Raw genomic sequence first — 26,683 nt, forward strand, 5'->3', positions numbered from 1 at the left:
AGTACTCAGTCCCCGTCCTGGAAAGGACGCACCTCGATGGGCAGCGTGGTCGCGGCGGCGAGCCTGCGGCCCCACGCCAGTGCCGAGGCCAGGTCCTCGGCGCGGATGATCGTGACCCCACCGAGGTACTCCTTGGCCTCGACGAACGGCCCGTCCGTGGTGAGCACGTCGTCGCCGTCGGCACGCACGACGGTCGCCGAGTCCGGGGCGTGCAGGCCGCCCGCGAACACCCACGCCCCGGCCGCGCGCAGCCGCTGGTTCAGCTCCTCCACATCGCGCATCACCCCGGCCAGGAACTCGGGATCGGGCAGTTCCCCGGCGGGCTGGTAGACGCTGAGCAGGTACTGCTTCATCGTGGATCTCCTCGTTCGGCGGCCGGCGCCGGTGCCGGCCTCTCACCCTCCACACGAACGGCGGGCGGCCGGATCGACAGGCCGGGCCGAGAAAAACCAGTATTCCCGCCGGTTTCGCTCGCCCCGTGCGGTGGCCGACGAGTTCACGGACAATTTCGACTACCCGGACCGGCAGCGGCGGATCCTCGCCCGCCGCGCCCGGACCTGACCGTCCCGAGAGGAGTGGTGATGTACCGGCTCACCGTGCTCTACCCGCCGCCCACCGATCCCGAGCACTTCCGCGAGTACTACGTGAACACGCACCTGCCGCTGGCGGCGACGCTGCCGGGGCTGCGGGCGATGCGCTACAGCCTCGACGTGTCGGCGCCGGGAGGCCAGAGTCCGTACTTCGCGGTGTTCGAGGGCGACTTCGACTCCTACGACGCGATGGTCGCCGCACTGTCGTCGGAACAGGGCCAGGCCGTCAACGCCGACGTGCCGAACTACGCCACCGGCGGCGTGCACATGATCCACTACGCACCCGTGCAGAGCTGATCGACGCCGCGTGAACACGGCGAGCCGATGGTCGCGGCGCTGGCCCGAACACTGGCCGGTGCGGCCGGTGCCGAAGCAGACGTGGTCGCGGCAGCGGCCCACGGTCGGTCAGGCCGATCCGGCGGTGATCGGCGCGGCGCTGCGCCGCGCCGAGGCCAGGCCCTCGGGCAACTGGTTCCCGTTCGCGGCCAGTGAGCTGGTGCGGCGCGACCGGCCGTACGGCACACGGGTCGCGGGCAGGGAGCTGGTCGCGTGGCGGGACGACTCCGGCGTGCTCGTGGTCGGGCCGGGCGCGTGCCCGCACCTCGGCGCGCCGCTCGCGCAGGCCAGGGTGGTGTGCGGCGCGCTGGTGTGCCGGTGGCACGGCCTCACCGTCGCCGACGGGACCCGGGGCTGGGCGCCGGTACCGTCCTTCGACGACGGTGTGCTGGCGTGGGTGCGACTCGACACCGAGGGCGGTGAGGACCCGACGCCGCGGCCCGTCGTGCCGGACCGCCCGCCGCTGGCCGGTGCGCTCGCGGCCGTCACGAGGCTGGAGGGTGTGTGCGAGCCCCGCGACGTCGTGGCCAACCGGCTCGACCCGTGGCACGGCGCGTGGTTCCACCCGTACTCGTTCACGCGGCTGACCGTCACGCGTGTTCCCGGCGTCGACCACGACAGCGACGAGGCCGGCGACCTGTTCGGCGTGGACGTCACCTTCCGTGTGGGTCCCGGTCTCGGGGTCCCCGTGCACGCCGAGTTCACCGCCCCGGAACCGCGCACGGTCGTCATGCGCATCACCGAGGGAGAGGGAGCGGGCAGCGTGGTCGAGACCCACGCGACGCCGCTGGGCACCGGTTCCGACGGCAGGCCGCGCACGGCCGTGCTGGAGGCCGTGGTGGCCGGTTCGCCACGACGGGGTTTCGCGCTGGCCAGGTCGCTGGCCCCGCTCGTGCGTCCCGCGATGCGGCGGACCGCGACCCGGTTGTGGCGCGACGACCTCGCCTACGCCGAGCGCCGCTACGCCCTGCGCTCGGGCGAGGTTCGCTGAGCTACCGCGCACTCGGCGGGCTCAGCGAGCCGAGGGCAGCAGCCGCAGCGGCGCGTACCTGCCGCGCACGGGCACGCTCTCGAGGTCGTGGCCGGTCACGCCCCAGCCCGCGAGCAGCCGGTTCGCCGCCGTCCAGCCGGTGGTCGCCGCGCGTTCCATGAGCGCAACCGGCAGGTCCACGCGGATGCCGTCCCCGGCGAGGACGACCCCCTCCACGGGTGTCTCCACTCCCGGCCGTCGGGCGAACGAGCCCGGCGGGAACAGCGGGCAGTCCTCGCGCCACTCACTGAGATCGGCCACGATCCCGGCGTCGCGGGTCTCGGGGTAGAGCCGGTGCAGCCGGGTCAGCAGCGCGGCGGAGGTCTCGTCGCGGGGCACGGTGGCCGCGTAGGCGTGCAGCTCGACGACCGAGCCTCCGGTGCGCCGGGCCCACGCCGCGGCGTCGCTGTCGAACCGGTCGAGCACGCTGACGTTGTCCAGCGGTGGCAGCCCGCCCGTCGCGAGAAACGCGGGGCGCCCGCTGTCCACGGGCCGGTCCAGCCAGAGCCTGCGCACCAAGAACGGCGGGGCGTTCTCGAGCGCGGCGATGCGGTCGCGCCACGCCCGCGGGCCGAGCGCGGGGGAGTCGCCGACGACGCGGCGCAGGCCACCGACGTCGAGTGCGAGCACCACCGCGTCGGCCTCGACGGCACCGTCGCCGGTGTGCACGGTGTGGCGGGTGCCCGGCTCGATGCGCGTCACCGCCGTCCCGGTGTGGATCGTGCCGCCCTGGCGCGTCAGGTGGGCGGCGAGCGGATCCCACAGGCGGTCGAAGGGAGCGGCGGCGACGTCGAAGAGCAGGCCCTCCGACGAGCCGAGGAAGTACAGATGGAACATCACGGCCAGCTCCGCCGCGGAGAGCCGCTCCGGCGCGGCGAAGAAGCTGCGGGAGAACACGTCGAACGCCAGATGCCGTGCCGCGTGGGGAAACCGGAGCCGGTCGAGGAACTCCCGCGCGTCGAGCCGGTCGAGGTCGGTGTAGGTGCCGGGAACGCGGACGTCGAGCAGCGCCGCCGCGACCCGCCGGTCCACGCGCAGCAGGTCCCTCGCGGTGAACGTGGGGCTGCGCAGCGCGAAGCGGAGCGCGTTCCACGGCGGCGTGAGCGGCAGGCCCTGGAAGGTGTCGGTGCGGCCGTGGGCGTCGACGAGCGGGTAGTCCGGCACCGGGGTGAGCACATCGAGTCCCGGATCGGCGCGGCGCAGCAGGGTGCGCAGGTTGTAGTACTGGCGGAAGAAGGCGTGGAAGCCGCGGCTCATCCCGGTGCGCGTGCCGTCGGGCAGCGTCGTGGTCCAGCCGCCGACCCGGCCGCCGAGGTACGGCTCGCGTTCGTAGAGGTCGACGGTGACGCCGCGTTCGGCGAGCGCGATCGCCGCCGTGAGACCCGCGATGCCGCCGCCCGCGACGACGGCGCGCAGTCCCCGGCCCCGGGCGTCGGGCCTGCCCCTCGGCGCGGGATGGCGGACCAGCCTGCGATCACGGCTCATGTCGTGGCCCGGAACGTGTGCACGATGCCACGCTGCCATCCGCGCACGGTGCCGCACCGGACCTCGGCGAACCCGGCGCGGCGCAGCCTCGTCATCAGCTCGCCGGGCGCGTCGAACCGGCGCACACTGCGCCACAGGTAGCGGTACAGGCTCGCGTCGCCCGACACGAGCCGGCCCGACGGGATGATCACCGCCCAGCACACCGCGCTCCACAGGCACGCGGGCACGGGATGCTCGGCGAGGCTGTAGTCGTGGATCACGAGCACCCCGCCGGGCCGCAGCAGCCCGCGCAGTGCCGTGAGGGTGGTGTCGGGATCGGGCAGATTGCGCACGAGGTAGGCGGCGAACACGGCGTCGAACGGTCCGGCGACGCCCGCGGCGGCGAGGTCCTCCACCCGGCTGTGCACGAACTCCACGGGCCGCGGCCACGCCTTGTCCCTCGCGACGGCGAGCATGCCCGCCGACCCGTCGACGGCCACCACCCGCGCGTGCGGCACGGCGGCGAGCACCGCCGCGGTGGAGGCGCCCGTGCCGCAGCCCACGTCGAGGATCCGGGGGCCCGCCCCGGTGAGTCCACGGGCGGCCTGGCGCAGGTGCCGGTGGTAGCCGGGGTTGAGCCCGGTGAGCCGGTCGTAGCCCGCCGCCGCGGCGTCGAACGCGGCGGGCACGTCGGCGCTCACGCGCGGACCCGGTCGCGGTGTTCCTGGCGCAGCCAGGTGAGCAGCACGAGGGTGACGAGGCTGAAGCCGAACAGGAAGTCCTCCACGGGGATGTCGAAGGGGAACCGGATCCCGCTGACATGGTCGGGGGAGTACACGACGATGGGGGCGCTGAGTTTGGTGAGCCACCAGTCCACCGGCACCTGGAATCCGAGCACGATCGCCATGGTCAGCCAGTAGGCCGGACGGCGGAAGAGCCCCGTGCGCAACCAGGCCAGCTCGATCAGCACCACCGCGGGCACCGAGAGCAGGGCGGGCAGCGTGTAGCCGAGCCCGGTCATGCGCGGACCTTCCCGAACCGGGCGAGCACGCCGCGCACGGCTTCGAAGGTGAGCAGCCCGCACAACGGGATCACCACGAAGAACAGCAGTTCCTCCAACGGCATCCCGGGCAGCACGTGCACGCCGAGCGTGTAGCGCTCGCTGATGCTCCACACTCCGCCCGCGAGCGCCAGCAGGTCCCACACCACGAACAGCGCGGCGGGCATCAGCGCGACCAGCAGCTTGCGGGGCTTGCGGTAGACACCGGAGCCGAGGAACTCCAGGGGCAGTGTGATCGCCACGCAGGCGGCGAGCACGAACAGATAGTGCAGTTGGTCCGTGTCCTCCATGAGGCCATCCTTCGCCACCGGCGGGCGCGGGGCGAGCCCGCCGGGCCGCCGAGGTGGCCTGGCGGGCGGTCAGAGCTGAGCAGTCAGGACCAGGGCGTGACCGGGCGCGGCCGCGGCACCCCGCCCAGCACGATGTCCACCCGTTCGTCGAAGAAGCAGACGTGGTCGGCGATCTCGGTGACGCCGGGCAGTGGCCTGCGGTAGGTCCAGGCCACATCGGGGTGCGCACGCCCGCCGACGTGGGCCGTGAAGTAGGTGGCCACGCCCTTGTACGCGCACGCGCTGGTGGTGGGCGAGGCGGTGAGCAGGTCCATCCTCACGTCCGAGGGCGGCAGGTAGAAGCGGGGCGTGATCAGGGTTTCGAAGAGCATCAGCGCGCCGGTGGAGTCGGCGAGCACCGTGTCGTCGAGCAGCACCTGCACGCGGTCGGCGGTGCGCCGGACGTCGATGCGCGAGAACGGGTCGCGCGGGTGCGCGACGATCGGCTCGGACTCCTCGAACCACTGGTCGAACGCGGCGAAGTCGAGCACGACGTAGCCGGCGAGGTCGGGGTCCGCGGGCCGGAATCCGGCCCCCGCGAGCGCGTGCCCGGCCACCCGCAGCGTCACCGGCGTGCCCTCGCAGGTGTGGGCCGCGAATGCGGTGCGCGGGTCGAGCACGCCGGGACTGCCGGGCCCGAGCGGCACGAGGTGCTCGGGGGCCTCGCTGCCGGGGGCGTCCTCCAGCGTGGCGACGAGATCCTCGGCGGGCACCGCGTAGGACGGCACCACCCGCTTCGGTTCCCACACCAGCACGGCGCGGCGGGAGTCGGCGACGGTGGTGGTGCCCGCGATCGCGCGGACCCGCTTGGGAGTCGGCTCGTAGCGCAGCTCGCTGAACTCGCGGGCCAGCCGCCCGCTGCGGTGCAGGGCCATGCTGTCACTGTCCGCCGCCGCGTACGGCCGGTCAATGGCGCTCAGGGAAGCAGGCCGACCTGCTGTTTCGTGTCGCGCCTGCGAGCCTGCACGAGAGCGAGCACACCGAACAGCACGAGGGCGCCGTGGTAGGTCGAGGAGTAGCCGGTCGGGTTCGCCTCACCGGTCGCGGATCCCAGGACGAGGTCGAGGAGCACGATCAGCAACGCGACGACAGCGCCGATCGTCACTGCCGCGACCCCGGCGGCGCTGCGCCTGATCAACAGCACACAACCGGCGAGGGCGCACCCCGCGCAGGCCGCGTGCGCCAGCACGGCCAGCAGCAGCGGCACGGGCCTGGCCGCCTCGCCGAACAGGGCGAGGCCCGCGACCGTGCTCACCAGAGCGGCCAGCCCGAGCAACCCGGCGAACACGATCGCCAGCACCGTCGACACCCTGCTGGGCCGGTACCCGCTCTGCGCCATCGTGCCCCCTCACTCGCGCCGTCCGCTGATCTTAGGGCTCGCGGCTCGCGCTGACCTGTTCAGACAGCAACGTTCGCGGGAACCTCCGTTGGCGGCGAGGACATGGCGAGGTCATGGTCACGTCATCGCGTCGATGCCCGTGAGGTCCCTGCCGATGATGAGCTTCTGGATCTGGCTCGTCCCCTCGTAGAGCGTGAGCACGCGGGCGTCGCGGAGGTACTTGCCGGCCGGGTACTCGTCGACGAAGCCGTAGCCGCCGAAGACCTGCAGGCAGTTGTTGCTCACCCGCACCGCGGTCTCGCTCGCGTGGTACTTGGCCGCCGAGGCGTCGGTGGCGTAGTCCTTGGGCGCGATGCCGGAGTCGGCCATCCTGGCGACGTGGTGGGTCAGCAGCCGGGAGGCCTGCACGTCCACGGCCGAGTCGGCGAGCAGTTCCTGCACGAGCTGGAACGACGCGATGGGTTTGCCGAACTGGTCGCGCTCCCCGGAGTAGCGCGTGGCCGCGTCGAGTGCGCCCTGCGCGAGCCCGACCGCACCGGCCGCCACGGAGATCCGGCCCCTCGACAGGGTTCCCAGCGCGATGCCGAGGCCGCGGTCGAGCGCGCCGAGCCGGGCCGAGTCCGGCACGCGCACGCCGTCGTAGGCCAGTTCGGCCGTCGCCTGCCCGCGCAGGCCGAGTTTGCCGGTGATCTCGGTGGCGGTGAACCCGGGGGAGTCCGTGGGCACCAGGAACGCGGTGATGCCGGACTCGCTCGTCCTCGCGAAGGTGAGTGCGACCGCGGCCTGGGTGCCGTTGGTGATGAACAGCTTGGCGCCGTCGAGGATCCAGTCGTCGCCGTCGCGCCTGGCGCGGGTGCGCAGCGAGCCCGCGTCGGAGCCGGTGCCCGGTTCGGTGAGCGCGAAGCAGCCCAGCGCCTCGCCGCGGACCAGGCGCGGCAGCCATTCCTGCCGCTGCGCGTCCGTGCCGTGGGCGGCGATGGTCTTGGCGACCAGGCCCAGTGACACGGACACGATGCCGCGCACCGACGAGTCGCCACGCCCCAGCTCCTCGGTGACCAGCACGTAGGAGAGCAGGTCGGCGTCGACTCCGCCGTAGCGTTCGTCGATGGTCAGCCCGAGGAAACCCAGTTCGCCCAGGCGTCGCACGATCGCGGGGTCCACGCGTTCGCAGCGGTCCCAGTCCCGTGCGTGCGGGACGATCTCGGCATCGACGAACCCGGCGGCGAGGTCGCGGATGTCGCGCTGGGTCTCGGTGAGCCCGAAGTCGCGTGCCAGCATCGGTTGTCCTCTCAGGACTCGGTGACGTGGTCGGGGGAGGTGCCCGGTTCGGTCAGCGGCAGGCCCAGCTGGGCTCGCTCGGTGAGCCAGCGCGTCGGGCGGTAGCGCGGATCGCCCGTGGCCTCGAGCAGAGCGCGTTGCAGCGTCAGGAGTTCCGGAGCGCCGATGCTCTCGCCCCACGCGAGCGGTCCCGCGGGGTAGCCGAGCCCGGTGGTGACGGCGACGTCGATGTCGGTGGGGGTGGCGAGTCCGCGCTCGGCGATGGACGCGGCCACCGAGATGATCGACGAGACCAGGCGCTGCGCGGGCGATCCCGGGCTGTCGCGGACGACGGACACGCGGTGGTCGCTGAGCGCGAGCGCGGCTCTGGCGTCGCGGGCGGCGCCGGGATCGGTCGCCGGGGTCACGGCGAGCACGCGGCGTGCGGTCGGCAGCGACAGCGGGTCGACGCCGACGGTGCGTGCGGCGGGCAGACCGTCCTCGGCCACCCGTGCCGCCACGGTCGTTCCCCACGTGGGCACCAGCACCACGGCGTCGGCCGAGGGCCGCGCGGCGTCCTCGACGGTCGCTCCGTCGGCGGCGAGCGCCGTGCGCACCGTGTCGTCGGGTGTCCACACCGGACGATCGGGGTCGCCGGTCACCGGAGCCTCGGCGGGTGGCCGCGCGCCCTCAGCGTGGTCGAACCAGCCACGGCCCGTCTTGCGGCCGTACAGACCGGCGGCGAGCCGGTTGGGCGTCAGGAACGACGCCCGGAGCCGGTCGGAGTAGCGAAAGCCCTCCCAGATGGAGTCGATCACCGTGGCGGTGACGTCCAGGCCGGTGAGGTCCATCAGTTCGAACGGCCCCATCTTGAGGCCCAGCACGTCGCGGGCGATGCGGTCGAGCTCAGCGGGCTCGGCGACGCGTTCCTCGAGCAGCGCCAGCGCCTCGGTGACCAGCCCTCGCCCGGCGTGGTTGACGAGAAAGCCCGGCGTGTCGGCGACGACGACGGCGCGGTGCCCGGTGGCGCGCACCAGCTCGGTGAGCATGCCCGGGACGTCCGGCCGGGTCGCCGCGCCGGGCACGACCTCGACGATCGTCATCAACGGCACCGGGTTGAAGAAGTGCAGCCCGCACAGCCGTGACGGGTCGGCCAGCCGGGCGGCGATCTGGGTGACCGGCAGCGACGAGGTGTTGGTGGCGAACACGGTGCTCGCGGGCAGTGCGGCCTCGAGCTCGGTGAACAGCGCTGCCTTCGTGTCCAGGTCCTCGCGGATCGCCTCCACCACCAGGTCGACGTCGCCGGGCTCGCCGGGGGCACCGACCGGGACGAGCCGGTCCACGATCGCGGCGGCCTCCTGCTCGCTCGTGCGGCCCTTGGCGACCGAGCGGTCGAGCAGGCCCCGGACGAACGTGATCGCCTCGCCGACCGACTCCGGGCGGGCGTCGGTCAGCTCGACCGTGTGCCCGGCGGTGGCCGCCCACTGGGCGATCCCCCTGCCCATCACTCCGGTGCCGACGATCCTGATGCGCATGGTGCGTTCTCCTTGTTGTTACCGCTACAGCTTCGGATCAGCGAAGGTAGACCCGGGCCGGGTCGACATCGTCGCGCAGCAGGCGCAGCTCGCCCGCCGAGGGCGGCTCGACGGTGGTGAGGTCGTCGGCGACGGCCAGCTCCCACCCGGTGGCCTCGCGCACCCGCGCCGCGGTGACGCCCGGGTGCACCGCCACCAGTCGCAGCTCGTCGCCCGGCGCGGTGCGGCCGAGAATGCCCAGCTCGGTCACCACCCGGGTGACGCCGGCGCCGAACGGGCGGAACCCCTCGGCCAGCGCCCGGTCCGGTCCGGGCGAGGTGCAGAAGTCCAGCTCGTCCACAAAGGATCGGCGGTCGTGACGGCGCATCACGACGAACACCTCGCGGGCGTTGGCCATGACCTCCATCGCGCCGCCGGGTCCCGGCAGCCGCGCCGTGGGCGAGTGCCAGTCGCCGATCACCGACGAGTTCAGGTTGCCCCACCGGTCGATCTGGGCGGCGCCGAGAAAACCGACGTCGATGTGGCCGCCCTGCAGGACATAGCCGAACAGCGCGGGCATCGACAGCACCGCCTCGGCGCCGGTGATCAGCACCGCGTCGGCGATGGTCTGGGGCAGGTGCGAGGGATGCGCTCCGCAGACGCCGGACTCGTAGACGGTCTCCAGCTCCGGTGCCACGGTCAGGTGTGCCAGCGAGGCCGCGAGCGTGGGCAGGCCGATGCCGGCGAAGACGGTCCGCCGCCCGGCGAGCTCCCGCGAGGCGACGACGGCCAGCAGTTCCGAGGACGTGTACTCCATGGCTCAGAGCCGCCTTCCGTAGTTCACCGGCGTGCTCAGGGCCTCGCCCACCGCGAGCCCGGCCCAGTGCCCTTCGCCGAGCTTGGTGACGTACTCGCCGTGGTCGGCCGTGCCGTAGACCCACTCGGCGAGCCACGCGCGCAGCCGGTCCGGCTTGGCACTGATGGCCGACCACTCGCGGTAGAAGTCGTTGTCCCGGTCGTAGTAGCCCTGGGCGAAGGAGGGATGCGCGCCGCGCGGGCACTCGACGACGGCGTCCACGGCGTGCGCGGGGATCAGCGTGCGGTTCGGGTCCGAGCGCACGACGCCGTCGGCCACCACCTCCTCGACCACGACCACGGCCGTGCGTGCCGCGAACACCGCCTCGGCCTGGACCCCGGTGAGTCCCCAGATCTGGGTGTTGCCCGCCCGGTCGGCGCGCTGCGCGTGCACGATCGTCACGTCCGGGTTCACCGGCGGCACGACGTGCACGCGCTCGCCCGCGTAGGGCGAGGTGACGGTCCGGATGCCGGGGTTGACCCTCGGCAGGTCGCTGCCCGCGTACGAGTGCAGCGGGTAGAACGGCAGCCGCTGGGCGCCTGCCAGGTAGCGGCAGACCATGCCGTAGTGGCTGTACTCCTCGAACTCCAGCGGCTCGGGGTCGGCGTGCTCGACCCGCCTGCGCAGCTCGCCCAGCGAGCCCGCCGACGAGTTGCCCACGAACGACGAGACGAGCGCGCGAACGCACCCGGCCGCGAGCAGCTGGTCGGTCACGATGTCGGCGGTCATCCGCACCAGCGTGAGATCGCGCCTGCCCTGCCGGATGATCTCGTGACCCGCCGCCGTCGGGATGAGGTGGGTGAAGCCCTCGAGCGACACGGTGTCCCCGTCACGCACGTGGGCCGCGACGGCCTCGCGCAGGGTCGTGGTCTTGTCCGGCGTGGACCGGGGCATCGTCGCTCCTGAACGGCTGAGGGGGCAGCGTGGTCGGTTCCTCACCTTGCCAGGCCACATTGTTATGCGTCCAATACTGAATTAGGGTCACATTGATACGCTGAGCGTCTGAATTCGGCTCGGTGTCTGGAGGGGCTCGTGGAGCTGCGCTACCTCACGTCGTTCGTCGCCGTGGCCGAGGAACTGCACTTCGGTCGCGCCGCGACACGACTCGGCATGGCCCAGCCCCCGTTGAGTCAGCAGATCCGGCAGCTGGAGAAGGAGCTCGGCGTCCCGCTGTTCGAGCGCAACACCCGCTCGGTGCGGCTGACGAGCGCGGGGGAGTCGTTCCTCGATCCCGTGCGCCGGGTGCTCGACGACCTTGACCTCGCCGTCAGCGCCGCCAAGTCGGGTGGCCGCGGCGAGTACGGCAGGGTGAGCGTCGGGTTCGCCGGCGCGTCGAGCCACGAGAGCCTGCCTCTGCTCACCAGGGCGGTCCGCGCAGCGCACCCCGGGCTGGAACTGGTCATGCGCGGGCAGACCTATGCCAACGTCGCGCTGGCCCGGGTCGCCGACGGCTCGCTCGACCTCGGGTTCGTCCGGCTGCCGGTGACCCAGCCCGGTGTGGCCGCCAGGGTGATCGACGAGGAGGACATGGTCTGCGCACTGCCGTCGGACCACCCGCTCGCCCTGCGGGACGCCATCGCGATCTCCGACCTCGCCGACGAACCGTTCGTGAGCTTTCCCGCCAACGCGGGTTCGACGGTGCGCGACGCGACCGTGCGCGTGTGCGGCGAGGAGGGGTTCACGCCCAGGGTTGTGCAGGAGGCGCCGGACTCGTGGACGATCCTCGCGCTCGTGGCGGCGGGCGTGGGCGTGACGCTGACGCTGACCTCCTGTCAGCACATCCAGCAGACCGGGCTCGTGTACCGGCCCCTCTCCGGGCCGGGGCACCGCCTTCAGGTGGCTCTGGCCTGGCGGCCCGACAACCCCTCCGCCGCGCTGCGCACGGTGCTCGCCATCGCCGAGCGCGCCCTGCCCACGCTGCACGTGGACCGCTGAAAATACTCGGGGCCGGGGCTAGTCGTGGCAGGCCATTAGTGCTTGGCTAAGAGATTGAGGCCATGGCGGTGAGGGTAGTTCTCGGATGTCCGGCACCAACGCTGGCTTTCTCGTGACACACCAACGTCGTGCGGGCCGAGGAGGCGATGTTTCCCGTGGGCGCGCGGAACACAACCAATCGTGACCTGATCGTCGTCGGCGCGTCGGCAGGCGGCGTCGAAGCGCTGCGCTGCCTCGTCGCCGGGCTGCCACCGGATCTGCCGGCCGCGGTACTGGCGGTCCTGCACCTGCCCGCTGGCGGTACCAGCGCACTGGCCTCGATTCTCGACCGCGCGGGTGCCCTGCCGGTCCGTCCGGCCGAGAACGATGTGCCGCTGAAACCGGGAACCGTGGCTGTCGCCGTGCCCGACCACCATCTGCTCGTGGAGAACGGCCGGACACTACTGACCAACGGCCCCACCGAAAGCGGGCACCGGCCCGCGATCAACGCACTGTTCCGGTCCGCGGCCCTCGACCTGAACGGTCGCGTCACCGGCGTCGTGCTCTCGGGCATGCTCGACGACGGGGCTGCCGGTCTCGCGGCGATCGCCGCGGCCAACGGCAGGACCGTCGTCCAGTCGCCCGACGACGCCTTGTACAGCAGCATGCCGGAGAGCGCTCTGCGCGCGGTCGCCGCCGATCACGTCGTCACACTCGACGAGATGGGCGAGGTGCTGACGGCGCTCGCCGCCGAGCCAGCGGAGGGCGAGGAACACATGCAGCCCGATGTACTGGTGGAACTGGAAAACCGGATCGCGCGGGGCAACGACATGCTGACCCGGCGCGACCACGCCGAACTCGGGGTTCCGTCGGGGTTCGTGTGCCCCGACTGCTCGGGATCGCTGCTGGACCTCGGGGCCGGCCGGTACCGCTGCTACGTGGGTCACGCATGGACGGAGGAGGCTCTGCTGCGAGCGCGGGGCCACGAGCTGGAGCGAGCGCTGTGGACCGCTCTGCGGACACTCGACGAGGAGGCGAGCCTCGCGCGGAGGATGGCGGAACGCGCGGGCGCGAGTCCCCGGTCGCAGCCCTCCCTGCGCGGGCGTTACGAGCGGGCCGCGGCGGAGGCCGCGCACGCGGCGGACGTGCTGCGCTCGCACCTGGGGACCGTGTACTCGACGGCCGGAACCTCGGTGAGCTGAGATGGCGACGACACAACCCTGGCTCGACATCACGCTGGAGGACGTCGCCGGCTGCCTCGTCGTGCGCCCGTCGGGTGAGCTGAGCGCCCGCACCTACGCCCAGCTCAGGGACACGCTCGTCAAATGCGCCGTGGAGGAGCCGGACGCGGTGGTCGTCGACTTCGACGACCTCGAGATCGTCTCCACCGCGTCGCTGACGGTGCTCACCAGTGCCTACACGTGCACGGCCGAGTGGCCGGGCGTACCGCTGTCGGTCGTGGTGCGCGATCCAGACAGGTTGCACCGGTTGCGCACATCCGCGATCGCCAGGTTCATCCCCATCCATGCGGACCTGGAGTCGGCGGTGGCGGCCGTGGGCACACCGCCGCCCCGGCGCAGGGCGATCGCCACGATGACGGACGGCAGCGCGGGTGCGCTCGCCCGCGAGTTCTCGATGGGCGTGCTGCGGCGGTGGGACGTGCGCGGCAGGGACGACGACGTGAAGCTCCTCGTCACGGAGCTCGTCGAGAACACGGTGCGGCACACACTGTCGTTCGCGACGGTGCGCCTGGAACTGCGGGAGAACCTGCTGACGGTGGCCGTCGCCGACGACGACCCCAGTCCAGCGGTGCTGCGCGAACGCCCGGACGGCGTGCGGAAGGTGTCCGGGCTGCAAGTGGTCGCCCGGCTGGCGCGGGCGTGGGGCAGCGCTCCCACCCGAGCGGGCGGCAAGGTGGTGTGGGCGACGATTCGCGTGTGATCACCACGCCGACCACTGGTCGGGACGATTCCCCAGGACGCTACGGTGATGACTGTGAACGGCGTTGACGAGGGCACGACGGATCCCGATTTCGAGGCTCTGCTGACCTACCTCAAGGAATCCAGGGGATTCGATTTCACAGGGTACAAAAGGGCGAGCCTCATGCGCCGCGTGCGCAGGCGCATGAGTCAGATCAACGTGACCCAGTTCGCCGATTACGTCGACGTTCTCCAGGTCAACGCCGAGGAGTTCGTCGCGCTGTTCAACACGATTCTGATCAACGTCACCGCGTTCTTCCGCGACCAGGAGGCATGGGACTTCCTGCGTGACGACGTCATCCCCACGCTGCTGGCCGAGCGGACTCCCGACGACCCGATCCGGGTGTGGAGCGCGGGGTGCGCGTCAGGGGAGGAGGCATACAGCCTCGCTATCGTCCTGGCGGAGGCGCTGGGCGCCGAACAGTTCCGGCAGCGGGTGAAGATATACGCGACTGACGTCGACGACGAGGCCCTGGCGCAGGCGCGGCACGCCTCGTACGATCCGGCAGCGGTGGAAAGTGTTCCACCGGACCTGCTGGAGAAATACTTCGAACTGCAGGGGGACCGGTACTCGTTCCGCAGCGATCTGCGCCGTTCCGTGATCTTCGGGCGCAACGATCTCGTGCAGGACGCGCCGATTTCGCGGATCGACCTGCTGGTCTGCCGCAACACTTTGATGTATTTCAATGTCGAGACACAGACGAAGATTCTCAACCGGTTGCATTTCGCGCTGGCGCCGCGCGGCCTGCTTTTCCTGGGCCAGGCCGAGATGCTGCTGAGCCACACGAAGATCTTCGACCCGTTCGACCTGAAACGGCGGGTGTTCCGCAAGGCCGCGACCGCTCCGAGCGTGCTGAACCGCTTCGTCGCCGACACCTTGATCACCGACCGGCACGGGGAGGTCTCCGGAATCGGGCAGTTGCGGGAGCTGGCGTTCGCCGCGAGCCCGGTCGCGCAGATCGTGGTGACCGGTGACGACGTCGTCGCACTGGTCAACCAGCCCGCGGAGCAGATGTTCGGCCTGTCGAGCCGGGACGTGGGGCGGCTGCTGCGGGACCTGGAGATCTCGTACCGCCCGGTGGAGCTGCGTGCGTTCATCGAACAGGCCAAGCTCGAACGCAGGGCGATCCGCATCAAGGACGTGGAGTGGCGCAGGCCCGCCAGCGAGTCGAGCTGGTTCGAGGTGCACGTCAACCCGCTCGCCAACGCCGACAGCGGGCTCATCGGTGTGTCGGTCGTGTTCCACGACGTGACGTCCTCGCGCACCCTGCTGGACGAGCTCGAGCAGGCGCACCGCCAGCTCGAGTCCACCTACGGCGAGCTCCAGTCCACGAACGAGGAGCTGGAGACCACCAACGAGGAACTCCAGTCGACCAACGAGGAACTGGAGACCACCAACGAGGAACTCCAGTCCACGAACGAGGAACTGGAGACGATGAACGAGGAGCTGCAGTCGACCAACGACGAGCTCCAGGTCATCAACGACACGTTGCGCGGCCGCACACTCGAGCTCGACGAGGTGAACAACTTCCTCGAGTCGATACTGACGTCCATCAAGGCGGGCGTGGTGGTGCTGGATCCGGACATGCGCATCTCGGTGTGGAACTCCGGCGCCGAGGACCTCTGGGGCCTGCGCCACGAGGAGGCGGACGGCCAGCGCCTGTTCGGCCTCGACATCGGCCTGCCGCTGGACGAGATCCGCTCCGTGGTCGGCAGTACGCTCGCCGACCCGTCGTTCTCGGCGGAGCTGGAACTGACGGCGGTGAACCGGTTCGGCAGGCAGATCGAGCTGCGCCTGGTGTGCGGTGCTCTGCGCAGCCCCTCCGGCGCGCCGCAGGGCGTGATACTGCTGATGGAGGCACGGGGAACCAAGCCGGTCGAGTGACACGAGGGTCGCCGGGGGAATAGCATGTTTTCCTTGGCCCGCCAGGGTTGCGTGCGAACCGGGGGAGGAGGTGCCGGACGATGCCGGACCACCCACTCTTCTCCGACGTGGACGTGTTGCTGTCGTGGCGGAGTCACTGGCCCGCGCCCGATCTGGTCGTGGTCTCTGTCCACGGTGAGATCGATCTGAGCACCGCGGCGCGGCTGCGTTTCGCGCTGACCGAGCACCTCGACCTGCTGCCCCGCGTCGTGGTCGCCGACCTGGTGCCCGTGCGGTTCCTCGGCGTCGCCGGGCTGAACGTGTTCACCGAGGTGCGGACGGTGGCCGCGGAGCGGGGCGCGCAGCTGCGGATCGTCACCGGTGGGCGCAGGCCGTTGCAGCGCCCCATCGAGCTGTGCGGTCTCTGCGACGTGCTGCCGGTGTATCGCACCGTCGAGGACGCACTCGGTCGCTGAGCGCCTCCCCGACGGTGCCCCGGCTCAGCGCACGTCCTCGATGGCGGTGCCCTTGGTCTCCTTGATGAACTTCAGCACGAACGGGATCGACAGCACGGCGAAGGCCGCGTAGATCCAGTAAGTGACGCTGAGGTTCCACGCGCCCATGCTCGGGAACGACACCGTGACGATCCAGTTGGCGACCCAGTTGGCCGCCGTGCCGACGGCGAGCGCGGCCTCCCGGATGCGCAGCGGGAACATCTCGCCGAGCAGGACCCACAGGATCACACCCCACGACAGCGCGAACGACAGGACGAACACGTTGGCGAACACCAGCGCGACCGGTCCCCACACACCGGGCAGCCGCAGCGCGCCGTCGACGGTCACCGCGTTGCCGAACGCGATCGCGGCGACGCCGAGGCCGATCGCCATGCCCACGGAACCGATGAGCAACAACGGTTTCCGGCCGATCCGGTCGATGAACGCGATGGCGATCAACGTACCGATGATGTTGATGGTCGGGCTCACCATCGAGATCAGCAGCGAGTCGGTGTTCTGGCCGACCGAGTGCCACAGCGTGTCCGAGTAGTAGAAGATCACGTTGATGCCGACGAACTGCTGGAAGGCGGCCAGCGCGATCCCGATCCACACGATCGGGAGCAGCCCGAGCTTGCCGCCGAGGATGTCGCGGATCGCGGGCCTGCGCTCGGTGCTCAGCTCCCGCCGGATGTCGGCGAGCTTCGCGTCGGCGTCGGCGCCGTCGCCCTCGACCTGGGCGAGCACCGCGCGCGCCTGGTCGAACCTGCCCATCGAGACGAGGTAGTGCGGCGACTCGGGGATGATCGACGCGAGGACGAAGTAGATGACCGCCGGCACCGCGGCCGCACCGAGCATCCACTGCCACGCCTCGACCCCGCCGAGCATGCCGTTGATGTCGTGCGTGCCATCGGCCCCGATGGGCGAAGAGTCCTTGATGAACCAGTTCACGAGCGCCGAACTGCCGATGCCGAGCACGATGGCCAGCTGCTGCAGCGACGCCAGCCTGCCCCGGTAGGCCGGTGGCGCTACCTCCGCGATGTAGGCGGGCCCGATCACCGAGGCGACACCGATCGCGACGCCGCCGACGACGCGCCAGATCGCCAGATCCCAGACACTGAACGGGAACATCGCGCCGATCGCGCTGACGAAGAAGAGGATCGCGGCCAGCTTCATGGTGCGGATGCGGCCGGCGCGTCGCGACAGCACGCCGCCGAACCACGCACCCACTGCGGAGCCGATGAGCGCCGAGGACACCGTGAGGCCGGTGATTGCCTCACCGACGTCGAAATGTCGTTGGATTCCGAGTACCGCGCCGTTGATGTTCGAACTGTCGTAACCGAACAGGAATCCGCCGACGGCGGCGGCCCCGGCGATGAAGACGACGTGCGCGAGATGTTGCTGGCCGGTGCGTTCACCGGCCGATGACGTGCTCACAACCCACTCCTACTTCGGGCGTTGTCTGCTGACCCATCTGGAGTAACCGTACGAGTGGTCCGGACCATGTCGGGTGTTCCGGTGACGTGTCACACGCTCGTGTTCCCCCGGTCGGGACTACCCGCGGACCCGGTGTCCGACACGGCGAATTACCGGATGCCCTCCTCTGGGTGAGGCGATGATGGAGCGATGAAGGTCGCGGCCGAACTGTCGGGCCTGGTCGTCGCGGTGCTCGTGGTCGCGGCGCTGGCACGGCGGCTCAACTGGTCGGCGCCGCTCTGCCTGGTCGTGGTCGGTGTCGGTCTGTCCTATGTGCCCGGTGTGCCCGAATTCGACCTGCACCCGCAACTGGTTCTGGTCGGCCTGCTGCCGCCGTTGCTGTACGCGACGGCCATCCGCTCGTCCCTGATCGACTTCCGAGCCAACCGCGGTGCGATCGCGCTGTTGTCGGTGGGGCTCGTCGTGTTCACGGCGGTCGGTGTGGGTGTGCTGGCGTGGCTGATCGTGCCCGGACTGCCCCTGGCGGCGGGCATCGCGCTGGGCGCCGTGGTGGCTCCTCCCGACGCGGTCGCCGCGAGCGCGGTGGCCCGCAGGGTCGGCCTGCCGCGCCGGATCGTGCGGCTGCTGGAGGGCGAGAGCTTGTTCAACGACGCCGCCGCGCTGGTCACCCTGCGCACCGCCATCGCGGCCATCGGCGGGTCGGTGACGGTGTGGCAGACGGGCGCGCAGTTCCTCGTCGCGGCCGTCGGTGGAATCGTGGCGGGCCTCGTCGTCGGCGTCGGTGCGGCACAGTTGCGGGCCAGGATGGACGACCCGGTGCTCGACACGGCGTTCTCGTTCGCGCTGCCGTTCCTCGCCTACCTGCCCGCCGAGGTGGTCCACGGCTCCGGCGTGCTGGCCGTCGTGACGACGGGGCTGATCGTCGGCCACCAGACGCCGGCGGTGCTGTCCGGCCCTTCGCGCCTGGCCAGCAGACTGAACTGGCAGACGGTGCAGTTCCTGCTCGAGAACATGGTCTTCCTGCTCATCGGCCTGCAGTTGCGCCGCATCCTCGCCGAGGTGGCGGGCAGCGGCCTGACATCGCCGACCATCGTGGTGATCTGCGGAGCCGTGCTGGCGTCGACCATCGCGCTGCGGTTCGTGTGGATGTTCGGGATCGCGCTGCTGCGCAGGATCGCCGGGGCCCACGTCTGGCCCTGGCGGTACTCGACCGTCATCGCCTGGGCGGGCATGCGCGGCGTGGTCACCCTCGCGGCGGCGTTCGCCCTGCCCACCGACACTCCGCACCGGGGCGTGCTCGTGCTCGCGGCGTTCGTCGTCGTGGCGGGCACACTGCTGGTGCAGGGCACGACACTGCCGGTGCTGGTGCGCAGGCTCCGGCTGCCCGCACCGGACCCGGCCGCCGACGCGCTCCAGGAAGCCGCCCTGCTGGACGAGATGACGCGTGCGGGGCTGGAGCGGCTCGAGCGGGTCCGTCAACCCGAGGACCCGGAGGAGGTCGTGCGGCGGCTGCACGAGCGCGTGCGCCACCGCTCGGACGAGGCGTGGGAGCAGCTCGGCAGCCGAAGCGGCGGCCAGGGGGAGACGCCGAGCGGGGCCTACCGGCGGCTGAGGCTGGAAATGCTGGAGGCCGAACGGCTGGAGTTCCTCACCGCACGGGGTGAACGCCGCTACGACGACGCCGTGCTGGAACGGATTCTCGACCTCATGGACATCGAGGAGTCTATGCTCGACCACGTGTCCGACGACACTGACGAGAGCGAGCGGGAGCTGACCACCCCCGCCACGTCCAAGCGGTCGTGTGAGCACCTCACGGCCACGTTCCGCGAGGTGGAGCCGAGTTCGCCCGACTCGTGCCTGGCCTGTCTGGCCGAGCACAGTACGTGGGTGCATCTGCGGTTGTGCCTGGACTGCGGCAACGTCGCGTGCTGCGACTCCTCACCCCGGCGCCACGCCAGCGCGCACTTCCACGGCTCCGGCCACCCGGTGATGCGCAGCTTCGAGCCCGGCGAGAGCTGGCGCTGGTGTTTCGTCGACCGGCAACTCGGCTGAGGGGGCGACGTGGGGGCCAACGTGGGGGCCAACGACGAACAGCGCGAGGGTGTGGCGCTCACCAACCTCGACCAGCCGCTGTTCGACGGCGCCGAGGCGACCAAGCGGGACCTCGTGGACTACCTCGACGCCGTCCACGACCGGATCATCCCCGGCTTGGCGGGCAGGCCGCTGTCGGTGATGCGGGTGTTGCGCGGCCAGCGGCCGTTCATGCAGAAGAACGTCCCGAAGTACACCCCGGACTGGGTGCGCACGGTGTCGCTGTGGGCGGAGTCGTCGCGGCGGGAGGTCTCCTACGCGCTGTGCGACGACCGGCGGACGCTGTTGTGGTTCGCCAACCAGCGTGCCGTCGAGTACCACCCGACGCTGGTGACGGCGGGCCGGTGGGACCGGGTGAGTCACCTGGTGCTCGACCTCGACCCGCCCGCCGGTGACGGTGATGGTGCACGCGGGTTCGGGCTCGCCGTGCGCGCGGCGCACGTGGTCCGGCAGGCGCTGGCCGACGCGGGGCTGACCGGTGTGGTGAAGACCAGCGGCGCCAAGGGCGTCCACGTGTTCGTGCCGGTGTCGGCCGACGTGCCCATCGACGACGTCGCCGGCGCCACGCGCGCGCTCGCGGCCAGGGCCGAGCGACTCGATCCCGGACTCGCGACCACCGCCTACCTGCGTGAGGACCGTGGTGGCAAGGTCTTCCTCGACTCCACGCGCGCGGGCGGGGCCACGGTCGTCGCGGCCTACAGTCCCCGGCTGCGGCCGGGGACGCCGGTGTCGTTCCCGGTCGCCTGGGAGGACCTCGATGCGGTCATGCCGCGCGACTTCACCGTGCGCACCGCGCCGGCGTTGCTGGGTGCACGCGATCCCTGGGCCGAGTGGATGCCCGCGCCGCAGTCGCTGCCCGCGGACCTGCTGGAGCAGGGCAGAGCGATCCCGGTCGCCAGGGTGGCCGCGATGCACGAGGGCAAGCGGCGCGCCCGTGCCCGGCGTGACTGAGCGTCCACAGTGGAGCACATGCTGACCACAACGGCGTAACGTGCCGCAGCCGAACGGAGCAGGCTCGGGTGGCGAAGCGGCGAATTCCACCGGGGTGGCGGCTTGTCGCGTTTCGCGCGCGGATTCCGGGGAAGCCCTGCCCATGCCAAGGTCAGGAATTCACCGCAGTCGTACCACCGCAGGGCGAATTGTCACAGGAATCGGCACACTCTTCGCCCTGATCGAAGCCTGTCACATCCTGCTCGTGGTCCTCGGAGCCAATGCCGCGAACGGATTCGCGACCTTCATCCGGTCACTGGCCGAGCCACTGGCGCTGTTCTTCCCTGGACTGTTCCCCATTGCGGAGCCGAAGCTGGCCGTGCTGGTCAACTATGGGCTGGCGGCGGTGTTCTGGCTCGTTGTCACCGGGCTGCTGGCGAAGGTGCTCGGCGGGACCCGCTGAGGGCTGGGGGCCAGTGAGGAGTCTCGCGCGCAGCTCGGCGGCCTCCCGCCGGGCGTGCGCGAGTTCGTGCTCCAGCCAGAGGATGCGCCGGGCCGCCGCGAGGTTGTGGCCCTCGTCGAACAGTTCCCGCAGCCTGCCCGCCTGGCCGAGCTGATGGCGCGAGTAGCGCCGGTGACCGCCGCGGGAGCGTTCGGGCGACAGCACGCCCGCGTTGTCCAGACTGCGCAGGAAAGGTTGTTCCACGCCCAGGATGTCGGCCGCCTGACCCGTGGTGTAGGTGGGCCGGTGCTCGTCGTCGAGCTGGTGCAGGTTCATGGCGGCCGCCGGGCTAGGCGTACCCGGCGAGCAGCCGGGGGAGCTCGTCGGGACTGCCGGCCGTGCGGAACCGGGGCGGGTCGGGGTGCCTGCTCACGTGGCCCTCGAGCATGCTCGTGGCGAACAGCGCCACGGAGCGCGGCGGCGGCAGCACATCGGTGTCCAGATAGGACAGAACGAGCAGTTCGTCGCAACAGCGCGCCTCGACGGCGAGCGCCCAGCCGTTCTCCTCGTCCCACGTCAGTGCGACGTCGAGCGCGGGAAACGAGCTGAGCCTGCCCTCGAGTGCGAGGTAGGCGTTGACGGGAGGTTCCAGCTGGACGCAGGAGGAGTCACCGCTGAGTCCCATGGCCTCGCGGACCAGTCGGACGTAGCGGCGCAGTCCCCGCGCCGTGGGTTCATGCTGTTCGAGTTCCATACGACGTCTCACCGCAGCAGCATCGAAAATGGGGGAGTTCCGCCGACTGCTTGACGTAAAACCGGATCATACGTGGAAGAAGCAGATCCGCAAGTGCTTCGGCTGACGCTCAGAGTCCATAGTGGATCTTCATGGCGGAGCGGGCCGCGTGCTGGGAACGGCGGGTGGCTGACCAGATCCCAGCCGTGTCCGGTCGACGCCGGAACCGGTGGAACGCACCGCTTTGGCATCAGTTCTGCAGCGGCAGCAGGGTGGTGGTGAACTCCTCGACGAAGCGGGGCAGCGGTGTTTCCGGCGATCCGGGGCGGATGACGAACTTCGTGATTCCCGCCACGATGTGGCGTTCGATCAGCTCCCGCGCGTGCGGCCAGCTCGTCGCGACGAGCTCGGCCGGGTCGGTGCCGGGATTGCGCTGCCGGGCGGCCTGTCGCAGCGAGTCCGGCACGCCGTCGGTCGCGACGGCGAGGGAAAGGCCGAAGTGGTCGGCCTCGATCTCCCTGCCCGCCTAGGCCGCCGCCGCGTCGATGGCCAGCCGGGCCCTGAGCGCCTCGTCGGGGCTGACGAAGCTGCCGAGCCAGCCGTCGGCCAACCGGCCGATCCGCCGGAACGCGGCGGGAACCGAGCCGCCCAGCCAGAGGTCCAGCGGCTTCGCGGGCAGCGGGCCGACGCCGAGACCGTCGAGGTCGAAGAACTCGCCGTGGAAGCTCACCTCCTCCTCGGTGAGCAGCAGCCGCAGCACGCGCAGGGTCTCGTCGAACACCGCGGCCCTGCGCCCCTCCGGCACGGGAAAGCCCGCCAGTTCGTGCGGACGGGCCGGGCGCAGTCCGAACACCGGCAGCACCCGCGCGGGCGCCAGCGCGGCGAGCGAGGTGAGCTGCTTGGCCAGGCGCACCGGGTGCCTGCCGGGCAGCACCGCCACGCCGGTGCCGACCTTGAGCCGCTCGGTCCTGGCGAGCGCGTGGGCCATGCCGACGAACGGCTCGACCTGCGGTGAGGACACGACCTCCGACAGCCACAGCGAGTCGATGCCACGCCGTTCCAGGTCGTCGACGGCGTCGCCGAACTCCGCCGGTCCGGTCCGCGGGCCGAGCCCGATGCCGATGCGAATCTTCATACCCGCCTGCAACGTGACCGGCCCCGGGTCTATGCCGCCCGAGACCGTGCGCCGCTCAGTCGGCGATGGACCCGCAGGTGATGTTGAACGTCGTCGCGGTCATCGCGGAGGCGAGGTCGGAGGCGGCGAACGCGGCCACGTTGCCGACCTCGGCGAAGGTCGCCGCCCGCCGCAGCATCGTCTTCTCCACGATCGAGTCGACGATGGCCTGCCTGCCCTCGAAGTCCTCTGGCAGCGTCTCGACGATGCCGCCGGTGTGCAGCGTGACCACGCGGATGCCGTACTGGCCCAGCTCGGCGGCGAGCTGACGGCGCAGCACGTCCACAGCGCCGAGGGCGACCACGAAGCCGCCGATGGAGTAGTCGCGGATGGGCTGGCCACCGCCGTCACCGCCGAAGGTGAGGATCACGCCCGAGCGCTGCCGGATCATGTGCCGGGCCGCGGCCCTCGTCGTGAGGAACGTCGTGCGGGTGGCGACGTGGACCGGGCGTTCGAAGTCCCCGAGCGACATCTCCGCGAGCGGGGTGCCCTGCACGTCGTCGTAGGAGATGACGTTCACCGAGATGTCGACGCTGCCAGCCGAGGCAGCGACGGTGTCGGCGTGCGCGTCCACCGCCGTCTCGTCGAGCGCGTCCAGGACGGCGGTCTCGGCCCTGCCGCCGGTCTCGCGGATGCGGCCCGCGACCTTGTCCAGCGTCTCGCGCGTGCGGCCCACCAGGTGCACGGTGGCGCCCTCCCTGGCGAAGGCGGTGGCCAGTGCGGTGCCGACCGCGCCCGCTCCGCCGTAGACGATCGCGTTCTTGCCTTCGAGCAACATCGTGGTCTCCTTGGTGTCCATGAGGTCAGTGCGTGAGGTCCTGGGAGCCGAGCCAGTCGGTCCAGCGGCGCAGCTCCGGTCCGGCGTGTGCTTCGGCGCCGGACCCGTACACGCGGCCGGTGACGTTCACCGACAGCGAGATCCCGTCCATCGGGAAGCTGGAGATGGCGAACAACGCGGGCGCGGGCTCGTGCCCGCGCAGCAGCAGGAAGTACGGGCCGACGTGCTCGACGGTGCCGGCGAGCGGCGGGGCGGTCGGCGCGGTGCGGAAGGGATCGCCCTCGGTGAGGCCGGTCAGCCCGAGCGCGGCCGTGAGCCGCGTGGTCACCTCGGCCCGTGCCGACGAGGGCGCGGCGACGGGCACGGTGAGGTCCACCGGGGCGGCGGGCAGGCCCGCGAAGTGCGCGACGTAGGCCCGCAGGAGCAGCAGCGACATCCGCCAGCCCGCGCCCGCCTCCTCGGCGAAGTGGTCCCACTCGTCGCCGTCGGCGTGGATGCCGCTGACCACGCGCACCACACACGTGCCCTGCTCCCGGGCCTCGACGAGGAACTCCGTGGCGACGGTAGGGGCGGGAGCCTCGCCGGGTTCGGTGTAGGCGAGGCGGTGCGGCGGATCCCACGCGGTGACGACGGCGGAGGCGTCGGGCGCGAACGGCCCGCGGTGCAGGCGGACGGCGCCGCCGACGCCGGGTTCGATGTCGGTGGGGAAGAACCACGCGGAGCTGCCGGAGCCGGTCGCGATCGCCTGCCAGACCTCGCTGGGGTCGGCCGGGATCTCCAGTTCGGCTCCGCCGCGGTGGACCTCGCGTTCGTCGCTCACGCCGCCTCCCCGGTGGGGGCCGGGTGCATCGCCACCATGAGGCGCTGCCTGCGACCGTTCTCGGCCTGCTCGTCGTGGTACTTCTGCGCGAGCCGGGTGACCGCCGTGGTGAGCTCGTCGGCGAAGGCCGCCCGGTCCGCTGGCGTCGCGAACCGGATCTCGGTGTCGAGGCCGAACACCGGCAGCCGCTTGTCCTGCTTCGCGGCCCTGCGGGCGAGCGCGCCCACCTCGCGTACCACGCGCGCGGCCAGCGAGATGAGGTAGGCGGCCGAGAGGCGGTTGTCCTCGCGCACGGCCCCGGGCTTGCCGAGCGGCTCGGGCGCGACCACGTACCCGGCCGCCGTGGCGACGAGTAGCCGTTCGGTGAGCCCGCCCCAGGTCCGGGTCTGCGCCACCTCGACCAGGCCGTGCGCCTCGAGCTGGCGCAGGTGGTAGTTGACCTTCTGTCGCGTCAGGCCCACGCGGCCGGCGAGCGTCGCTGCCGACGCGGGCTCGTGCAGCTCGGCGAGCAGCCGGGCCCGCACGGGGTCCAGCGCCACGACGGCGGCGGCCGGGTCGGCGATCACCTCGATGTCCTGCATGCACTCCAGGGAACCGCTTGACAAACGGATTTGTCAAGCGGTTCCCTGGAGTCGTCGCCGAGCTACTTCGCGGGGTCCTCGATGTCGATGCTCGTGCGCAGCGGCGCGGGCTTGAGCGCCGCGGCGGCGAGCACGCCCACGACGGCGATCGCGGCCGAGATGAGGAAGATGAAGCCGGTCGCGTCCCCGTACGCGCCCTGCACGATCTCCCGCACCGGCTCGGGCAGGGCCGCCAGGTTGAGGGCGCTGGTGTCGCCGGAGCCCGTGGCGGGCAGGCCGGCGGCGGCCAGTCCCTCGCTGATGTTGCCGTCGACCTGGCGCGCGAGCACCGCACCGAGCACGGAGACGCCCATCGTGCCGCCGAGCGAGCGGAAGAACGTGATCGACGCGCTCGCGGCCCCCATGTCGCGCAGCGACACCGTGTTCTGCACCGCCAGCACCAGGTTCTGCATGGACATGCCCACGCCGACGCCGACGAGCAGCATCCCGGCCGAGACCACGAGCATCGACGTCTGGTGGTCGATGGTGGCCAGCACGCCGAACCCGGCCACGAGCACGATGGTGCCCGCGAGGATGTAGGGCTTCATCCGGCCGGTCTTGGTGATCAGCAGGCCGACGACGGTGGAGGACACCAGCACACCGGCCATCATGGGGATGGTCAGCAGGCCCGCCTCGGTGGCGGAGTAGCCGCGGCCGATCTGGAAGTACTGGCCGAGGAACACGGCGCCACCGAACATCGCCATGCCCACCGCGAGGCTCGCGAGGATCGCCAGCGCGGGCGTGCGCTGGCGCACGATGTCGAGCGGCACCACGGGTTCCGCCGCGCGGGACTCCCACCAAACCGCCACGCCCAGCAGCACCACGGAGGCGCCCACGAGCACGCCGCTCTGCCACGACACCCAGGCGAACGAGCCGTCGACGAACGAGATCCAGATCAGCAGGATGCTGACGCCCGCGGCGATGAGGCCGGCGCCGAGGTAGTCGATGCGCACCTCATCCCTGCGCACGGTCGGCAGGTGCAGGGTCCGCTCGAGCACCACCAGCGCGGCGAGCGCGACGGGCACCCCGACGAAGAAGCACCAGCGCCAGCCCAGCCAGTCGGTGTCGGCGATGACGCCGCCGAGCAGGGGGCCGCTGACGGTGGCCACCGCCATGACGCCGCCGAGCAGGCCGTTGTAGCGGCCGCGTTCGCGCGGCGGGATCATCGCGGCGATCACCACCTGCACCAGCGCCTGCAGACCGCCGACGCCGAGGCCCTGGAACGCCCTGGCGGCGATGAGCTGGCCCGCGTCCTGGGCGAACCCGCTGATGACGGAGCCGAGCAGGAAGATCACGATGGCGATCTGGACGAGCGTCTTCTTGTTGTAGAGGTCGGCGAGCTTGCCCCAGATCGGCGTGGACGCCGTGGCCGTGAGCAGCGTGGCCGTGACGACCCACGTGTACTGCGTCTGGCTGCCGTTGAGGGAGCCGATGATCTGCGGCAGCGCGGTGGACACGATCGTCGAGCTGATCATCGCCACGAACAGGGCGAGCAGCAGGCCGCTGAGTGCCCTCAGGACCTCCCGGCGGGTCATGGCCGCGTCGTCCGCGGCGGCGGTGGTGGTGGTCGGTGCGCTCACGCGCAGCCTCCTGGCGGTGTCGAACGAATTGGTTGCTGTACGCAACTATCCGCTC

The 26,683-nt window shown here is 71.4% G+C and carries 29 protein-coding genes and 1 pseudogene; 10 read left to right on the forward strand and 20 right to left on the reverse strand.

Annotation, left to right across the window (positions count from 1 at the left end):
- Positions 1-5 precede the first annotated feature (5 nt).
- Positions 6-353 (reverse strand): YciI family protein, encoded by a 348-nt coding sequence (locus JHE00_RS01440; protein WP_200313940.1) that lies wholly within the window; start codon positions 351-353, stop codon positions 6-8.
- A 228-nt stretch (positions 354-581) separates the two neighbouring features.
- Between JHE00_RS01440 and JHE00_RS01445 the strand changes: the two genes are divergently transcribed.
- Positions 582-887 carry an EthD family reductase gene (locus tag JHE00_RS01445; RefSeq protein ID WP_200313941.1) on the forward strand — a complete coding sequence of 102 codons (306 nt, stop codon included), beginning with the start codon at positions 582-584 and terminating at the stop codon, positions 885-887.
- Between the two features lie 10 nt (positions 888-897).
- Positions 898-1,917, forward strand: coding sequence for a DUF5914 domain-containing protein (locus tag JHE00_RS01450; protein ID WP_200313943.1), 1,020 nt, complete (start codon positions 898-900; stop codon positions 1,915-1,917).
- Between the two features lie 21 nt (positions 1,918-1,938).
- Here JHE00_RS01450 and JHE00_RS01455 read toward each other — a convergent pair whose 3' ends face one another.
- The 10 genes from JHE00_RS01455 to JHE00_RS01500 all read right to left on the reverse strand — a co-directional run bounded on the left by JHE00_RS01455 (position 1,939) and on the right by JHE00_RS01500 (position 10,669).
- Positions 1,939-3,480, reverse strand: a complete 1,542-nt coding sequence (locus tag JHE00_RS01455; protein ID WP_230422775.1) for a hydroxysqualene dehydroxylase — start codon at positions 3,478-3,480, stop codon at positions 1,939-1,941.
- Positions 3,438-4,121 (reverse strand): class I SAM-dependent methyltransferase, encoded by a 684-nt coding sequence (locus JHE00_RS01460; RefSeq protein WP_200313945.1) that lies wholly within the window; start codon positions 4,119-4,121, stop codon positions 3,438-3,440. Before JHE00_RS01460 ends, JHE00_RS01455 begins: the two co-directional genes overlap by 43 nt.
- Complete coding sequence (locus JHE00_RS01465) at positions 4,118-4,441, reverse strand: lycopene cyclase domain-containing protein (RefSeq protein WP_200313947.1); 324 nt, start codon at positions 4,439-4,441, stop codon at positions 4,118-4,120. The genes JHE00_RS01460 and JHE00_RS01465 overlap by 4 nt, the downstream gene beginning before the upstream one ends.
- Complete coding sequence (locus tag JHE00_RS01470) at positions 4,438-4,770, reverse strand: lycopene cyclase domain-containing protein (RefSeq protein ID WP_200313949.1); 333 nt, start codon at positions 4,768-4,770, stop codon at positions 4,438-4,440. Before JHE00_RS01470 ends, JHE00_RS01465 begins: the two co-directional genes overlap by 4 nt.
- Before the next feature lie 83 nt (positions 4,771-4,853).
- On the reverse strand, positions 4,854-5,684 hold the full coding sequence (locus tag JHE00_RS01475; protein ID WP_200313951.1) for a DUF427 domain-containing protein: 831 nt from the start codon (positions 5,682-5,684) through the stop codon (positions 4,854-4,856).
- A gap of 41 nt (positions 5,685-5,725) precedes the next feature.
- The gene (locus JHE00_RS01480) at positions 5,726-6,148 is read right to left on the reverse strand and encodes a hypothetical protein (protein ID WP_200313953.1); all 423 of its coding nucleotides are present in this window, start codon (positions 6,146-6,148) and stop codon (positions 5,726-5,728) included.
- Positions 6,149-6,265: 117 nt separating this feature from the next.
- Entirely contained in the window at positions 6,266-7,426 is a 1,161-nt protein-coding gene (locus JHE00_RS01485; RefSeq protein WP_200313955.1) for an acyl-CoA dehydrogenase family protein, read from the reverse strand.
- Between the two features lie 11 nt (positions 7,427-7,437).
- On the reverse strand, positions 7,438-8,940 hold the full coding sequence (locus tag JHE00_RS01490; protein ID WP_200313957.1) for a 3-hydroxyacyl-CoA dehydrogenase: 1,503 nt from the start codon (positions 8,938-8,940) through the stop codon (positions 7,438-7,440).
- 37 nt (positions 8,941-8,977) lie between these two features.
- Positions 8,978-9,736, reverse strand: coding sequence for a CoA-transferase subunit beta (locus JHE00_RS01495; protein ID WP_200313959.1), 759 nt, complete (start codon positions 9,734-9,736; stop codon positions 8,978-8,980).
- Between the two features lie 3 nt (positions 9,737-9,739).
- Positions 9,740-10,669 carry a CoA transferase subunit A gene (locus tag JHE00_RS01500; RefSeq protein WP_200313961.1) on the reverse strand — a complete coding sequence of 310 codons (930 nt, stop codon included), beginning with the start codon at positions 10,667-10,669 and terminating at the stop codon, positions 9,740-9,742.
- Between the two features lie 138 nt (positions 10,670-10,807).
- Here JHE00_RS01500 and JHE00_RS01505 point away from each other — a divergent pair, with 138 nt between their 5' ends.
- The 5 genes from JHE00_RS01505 (at position 10,808) to JHE00_RS01525 (ending at position 16,008) form a co-directional block, all read left to right on the forward strand.
- Positions 10,808-11,710: a LysR family transcriptional regulator gene (locus JHE00_RS01505; protein ID WP_200313963.1), complete on the forward strand. Its 903-nt coding sequence runs from the start codon at positions 10,808-10,810 to the stop codon at positions 11,708-11,710.
- A 128-nt stretch (positions 11,711-11,838) separates the two neighbouring features.
- Positions 11,839-12,891 (forward strand): chemotaxis protein CheB, encoded by a 1,053-nt coding sequence (locus JHE00_RS01510; protein WP_307831771.1) that lies wholly within the window; start codon positions 11,839-11,841, stop codon positions 12,889-12,891.
- Between the two features lies 1 nt (position 12,892).
- Complete coding sequence (locus JHE00_RS01515; RefSeq protein ID WP_200313965.1) at positions 12,893-13,630, forward strand: STAS domain-containing protein; 738 nt, start codon at positions 12,893-12,895, stop codon at positions 13,628-13,630.
- Between the two features lie 54 nt (positions 13,631-13,684).
- The gene (locus JHE00_RS01520) at positions 13,685-15,553 is read left to right on the forward strand and encodes a CheR family methyltransferase (protein ID WP_307831772.1); all 1,869 of its coding nucleotides are present in this window, start codon (positions 13,685-13,687) and stop codon (positions 15,551-15,553) included.
- An 80-nt stretch (positions 15,554-15,633) separates the two neighbouring features.
- Positions 15,634-16,008 carry an STAS domain-containing protein gene (locus tag JHE00_RS01525; RefSeq protein ID WP_200313970.1) on the forward strand — a complete coding sequence of 125 codons (375 nt, stop codon included), beginning with the start codon at positions 15,634-15,636 and terminating at the stop codon, positions 16,006-16,008.
- Between the two features lie 24 nt (positions 16,009-16,032).
- Here the strand turns inward: JHE00_RS01525 and JHE00_RS01530 are convergent, their stop codons facing one another.
- Positions 16,033-17,460, reverse strand: coding sequence for a sugar porter family MFS transporter (locus JHE00_RS01530; RefSeq protein WP_200313972.1), 1,428 nt, complete (start codon positions 17,458-17,460; stop codon positions 16,033-16,035).
- Between the two features lie 189 nt (positions 17,461-17,649).
- Here JHE00_RS01530 and JHE00_RS01535 point away from each other — a divergent pair, with 189 nt between their 5' ends.
- From JHE00_RS01535 to JHE00_RS36035, 3 genes are all read left to right on the forward strand, one after another.
- Entirely contained in the window at positions 17,650-19,512 is a 1,863-nt protein-coding gene (locus JHE00_RS01535) for a Na+/H+ antiporter (protein WP_200313974.1), read from the forward strand.
- Positions 19,513-19,521: 9 nt separating this feature from the next.
- Positions 19,522-20,502, forward strand: coding sequence for a DNA polymerase domain-containing protein (locus JHE00_RS01540; RefSeq protein WP_307831773.1), 981 nt, complete (start codon positions 19,522-19,524; stop codon positions 20,500-20,502).
- A 142-nt stretch (positions 20,503-20,644) separates the two neighbouring features.
- Positions 20,645-20,944, forward strand: a complete 300-nt coding sequence (locus JHE00_RS36035) for a hypothetical protein (protein ID WP_372440368.1) — start codon at positions 20,645-20,647, stop codon at positions 20,942-20,944.
- 90 nt (positions 20,945-21,034) lie between these two features.
- Here the strand turns inward: JHE00_RS36035 and JHE00_RS36040 are convergent.
- The 8 genes and pseudogenes from JHE00_RS36040 to JHE00_RS01575 form a co-directional block, all read right to left on the reverse strand.
- Positions 21,035-21,259: pseudogene (locus JHE00_RS36040) on the reverse strand (helix-turn-helix domain-containing protein); the annotation flags it as partial.
- 13 nt (positions 21,260-21,272) lie between these two features.
- Positions 21,273-21,677 carry a DUF6292 family protein gene (locus JHE00_RS01550; protein ID WP_200313976.1) on the reverse strand — a complete coding sequence of 135 codons (405 nt, stop codon included), beginning with the start codon at positions 21,675-21,677 and terminating at the stop codon, positions 21,273-21,275.
- 229 nt (positions 21,678-21,906) lie between these two features.
- Positions 21,907-22,122 carry a hypothetical protein gene (locus JHE00_RS34850; RefSeq protein ID WP_230422776.1) on the reverse strand — a complete coding sequence of 72 codons (216 nt, stop codon included), beginning with the start codon at positions 22,120-22,122 and terminating at the stop codon, positions 21,907-21,909.
- A 60-nt stretch (positions 22,123-22,182) separates the two neighbouring features.
- A complete protein-coding gene (locus JHE00_RS01555) occupies positions 22,183-22,791 on the reverse strand; it encodes a TIGR03854 family LLM class F420-dependent oxidoreductase (protein WP_230422777.1) in 609 nt (202 codons plus the stop codon).
- A 55-nt stretch (positions 22,792-22,846) separates the two neighbouring features.
- Entirely contained in the window at positions 22,847-23,608 is a 762-nt protein-coding gene (locus tag JHE00_RS01560) for an SDR family NAD(P)-dependent oxidoreductase (RefSeq protein WP_200315744.1), read from the reverse strand.
- A gap of 25 nt (positions 23,609-23,633) precedes the next feature.
- Positions 23,634-24,428, reverse strand: coding sequence for an SRPBCC family protein (locus JHE00_RS01565; RefSeq protein ID WP_200313978.1), 795 nt, complete (start codon positions 24,426-24,428; stop codon positions 23,634-23,636).
- Complete coding sequence (locus JHE00_RS01570; protein ID WP_200313980.1) at positions 24,425-25,009, reverse strand: ArsR/SmtB family transcription factor; 585 nt, start codon at positions 25,007-25,009, stop codon at positions 24,425-24,427. The genes JHE00_RS01565 and JHE00_RS01570 overlap by 4 nt, the downstream gene beginning before the upstream one ends.
- Positions 25,010-25,071: 62 nt before the next feature.
- Positions 25,072-26,583, reverse strand: coding sequence for an MDR family MFS transporter (locus JHE00_RS01575; RefSeq protein WP_200315745.1), 1,512 nt, complete (start codon positions 26,581-26,583; stop codon positions 25,072-25,074).
- Between the last annotated feature and the right edge of the window lie 100 nt (positions 26,584-26,683).

The organism is Prauserella cavernicola, assembly GCF_016595675.1.
Taxonomy (GTDB): domain Bacteria; phylum Actinomycetota; class Actinomycetes; order Mycobacteriales; family Pseudonocardiaceae; genus Prauserella_A; species Prauserella_A cavernicola.

Excerpts from the sequence above, each read along its gene's own strand:
- JHE00_RS36035 (WP_372440368.1), top strand. The coding sequence starts at position 20,645 with ATGCCAAGGTCAGGAATTCACCGCAGTCGTACCACCGCAGGGCGAATT.
- JHE00_RS01480 (WP_200313953.1), bottom strand. The coding sequence starts at position 6,148 with ATGGCGCAGAGCGGGTACCGGCCCAGCAGGGTGTCGACGGTGCTGGCG.
- JHE00_RS01525 (WP_200313970.1), top strand. The coding sequence starts at position 15,634 with ATGCCGGACCACCCACTCTTCTCCGACGTGGACGTGTTGCTGTCGTGG.
- JHE00_RS01500 (WP_200313961.1), bottom strand. The coding sequence starts at position 10,669 with ATGCCCCGGTCCACGCCGGACAAGACCACGACCCTGCGCGAGGCCGTC.
- JHE00_RS01535 (WP_200313974.1), top strand. The coding sequence starts at position 17,650 with ATGAAGGTCGCGGCCGAACTGTCGGGCCTGGTCGTCGCGGTGCTCGTG.
- JHE00_RS01445 (WP_200313941.1), top strand. The coding sequence starts at position 582 with ATGTACCGGCTCACCGTGCTCTACCCGCCGCCCACCGATCCCGAGCAC.
- JHE00_RS01475 (WP_200313951.1), bottom strand. The coding sequence starts at position 5,684 with ATGGCCCTGCACCGCAGCGGGCGGCTGGCCCGCGAGTTCAGCGAGCTG.
- JHE00_RS01550 (WP_200313976.1), bottom strand. The coding sequence starts at position 21,677 with ATGGAACTCGAACAGCATGAACCCACGGCGCGGGGACTGCGCCGCTAC.
- JHE00_RS01570 (WP_200313980.1), bottom strand. The coding sequence starts at position 25,009 with ATGCAGGACATCGAGGTGATCGCCGACCCGGCCGCCGCCGTCGTGGCG.
- JHE00_RS01470 (WP_200313949.1), bottom strand. The coding sequence starts at position 4,770 with ATGGAGGACACGGACCAACTGCACTATCTGTTCGTGCTCGCCGCCTGC.
- JHE00_RS01440 (WP_200313940.1), bottom strand. The coding sequence starts at position 353 with ATGAAGCAGTACCTGCTCAGCGTCTACCAGCCCGCCGGGGAACTGCCC.
- JHE00_RS01455 (WP_230422775.1), bottom strand. The coding sequence starts at position 3,480 with ATGGCAGCGTGGCATCGTGCACACGTTCCGGGCCACGACATGAGCCGT.
- JHE00_RS01490 (WP_200313957.1), bottom strand. The coding sequence starts at position 8,940 with ATGCGCATCAGGATCGTCGGCACCGGAGTGATGGGCAGGGGGATCGCC.
- JHE00_RS01495 (WP_200313959.1), bottom strand. The coding sequence starts at position 9,736 with ATGGAGTACACGTCCTCGGAACTGCTGGCCGTCGTCGCCTCGCGGGAG.
- JHE00_RS01515 (WP_200313965.1), top strand. The coding sequence starts at position 12,893 with ATGGCGACGACACAACCCTGGCTCGACATCACGCTGGAGGACGTCGCC.
- JHE00_RS01465 (WP_200313947.1), bottom strand. The coding sequence starts at position 4,441 with ATGACCGGGCTCGGCTACACGCTGCCCGCCCTGCTCTCGGTGCCCGCG.
- JHE00_RS01485 (WP_200313955.1), bottom strand. The coding sequence starts at position 7,426 with ATGCTGGCACGCGACTTCGGGCTCACCGAGACCCAGCGCGACATCCGC.
- JHE00_RS01575 (WP_200315745.1), bottom strand. The coding sequence starts at position 26,583 with ATGACCCGCCGGGAGGTCCTGAGGGCACTCAGCGGCCTGCTGCTCGCC.
- JHE00_RS01555 (WP_230422777.1), bottom strand. The coding sequence starts at position 22,791 with ATGAAGATTCGCATCGGCATCGGGCTCGGCCCGCGGACCGGACCGGCG.
- JHE00_RS01560 (WP_200315744.1), bottom strand. The coding sequence starts at position 23,608 with ATGTTGCTCGAAGGCAAGAACGCGATCGTCTACGGCGGAGCGGGCGCG.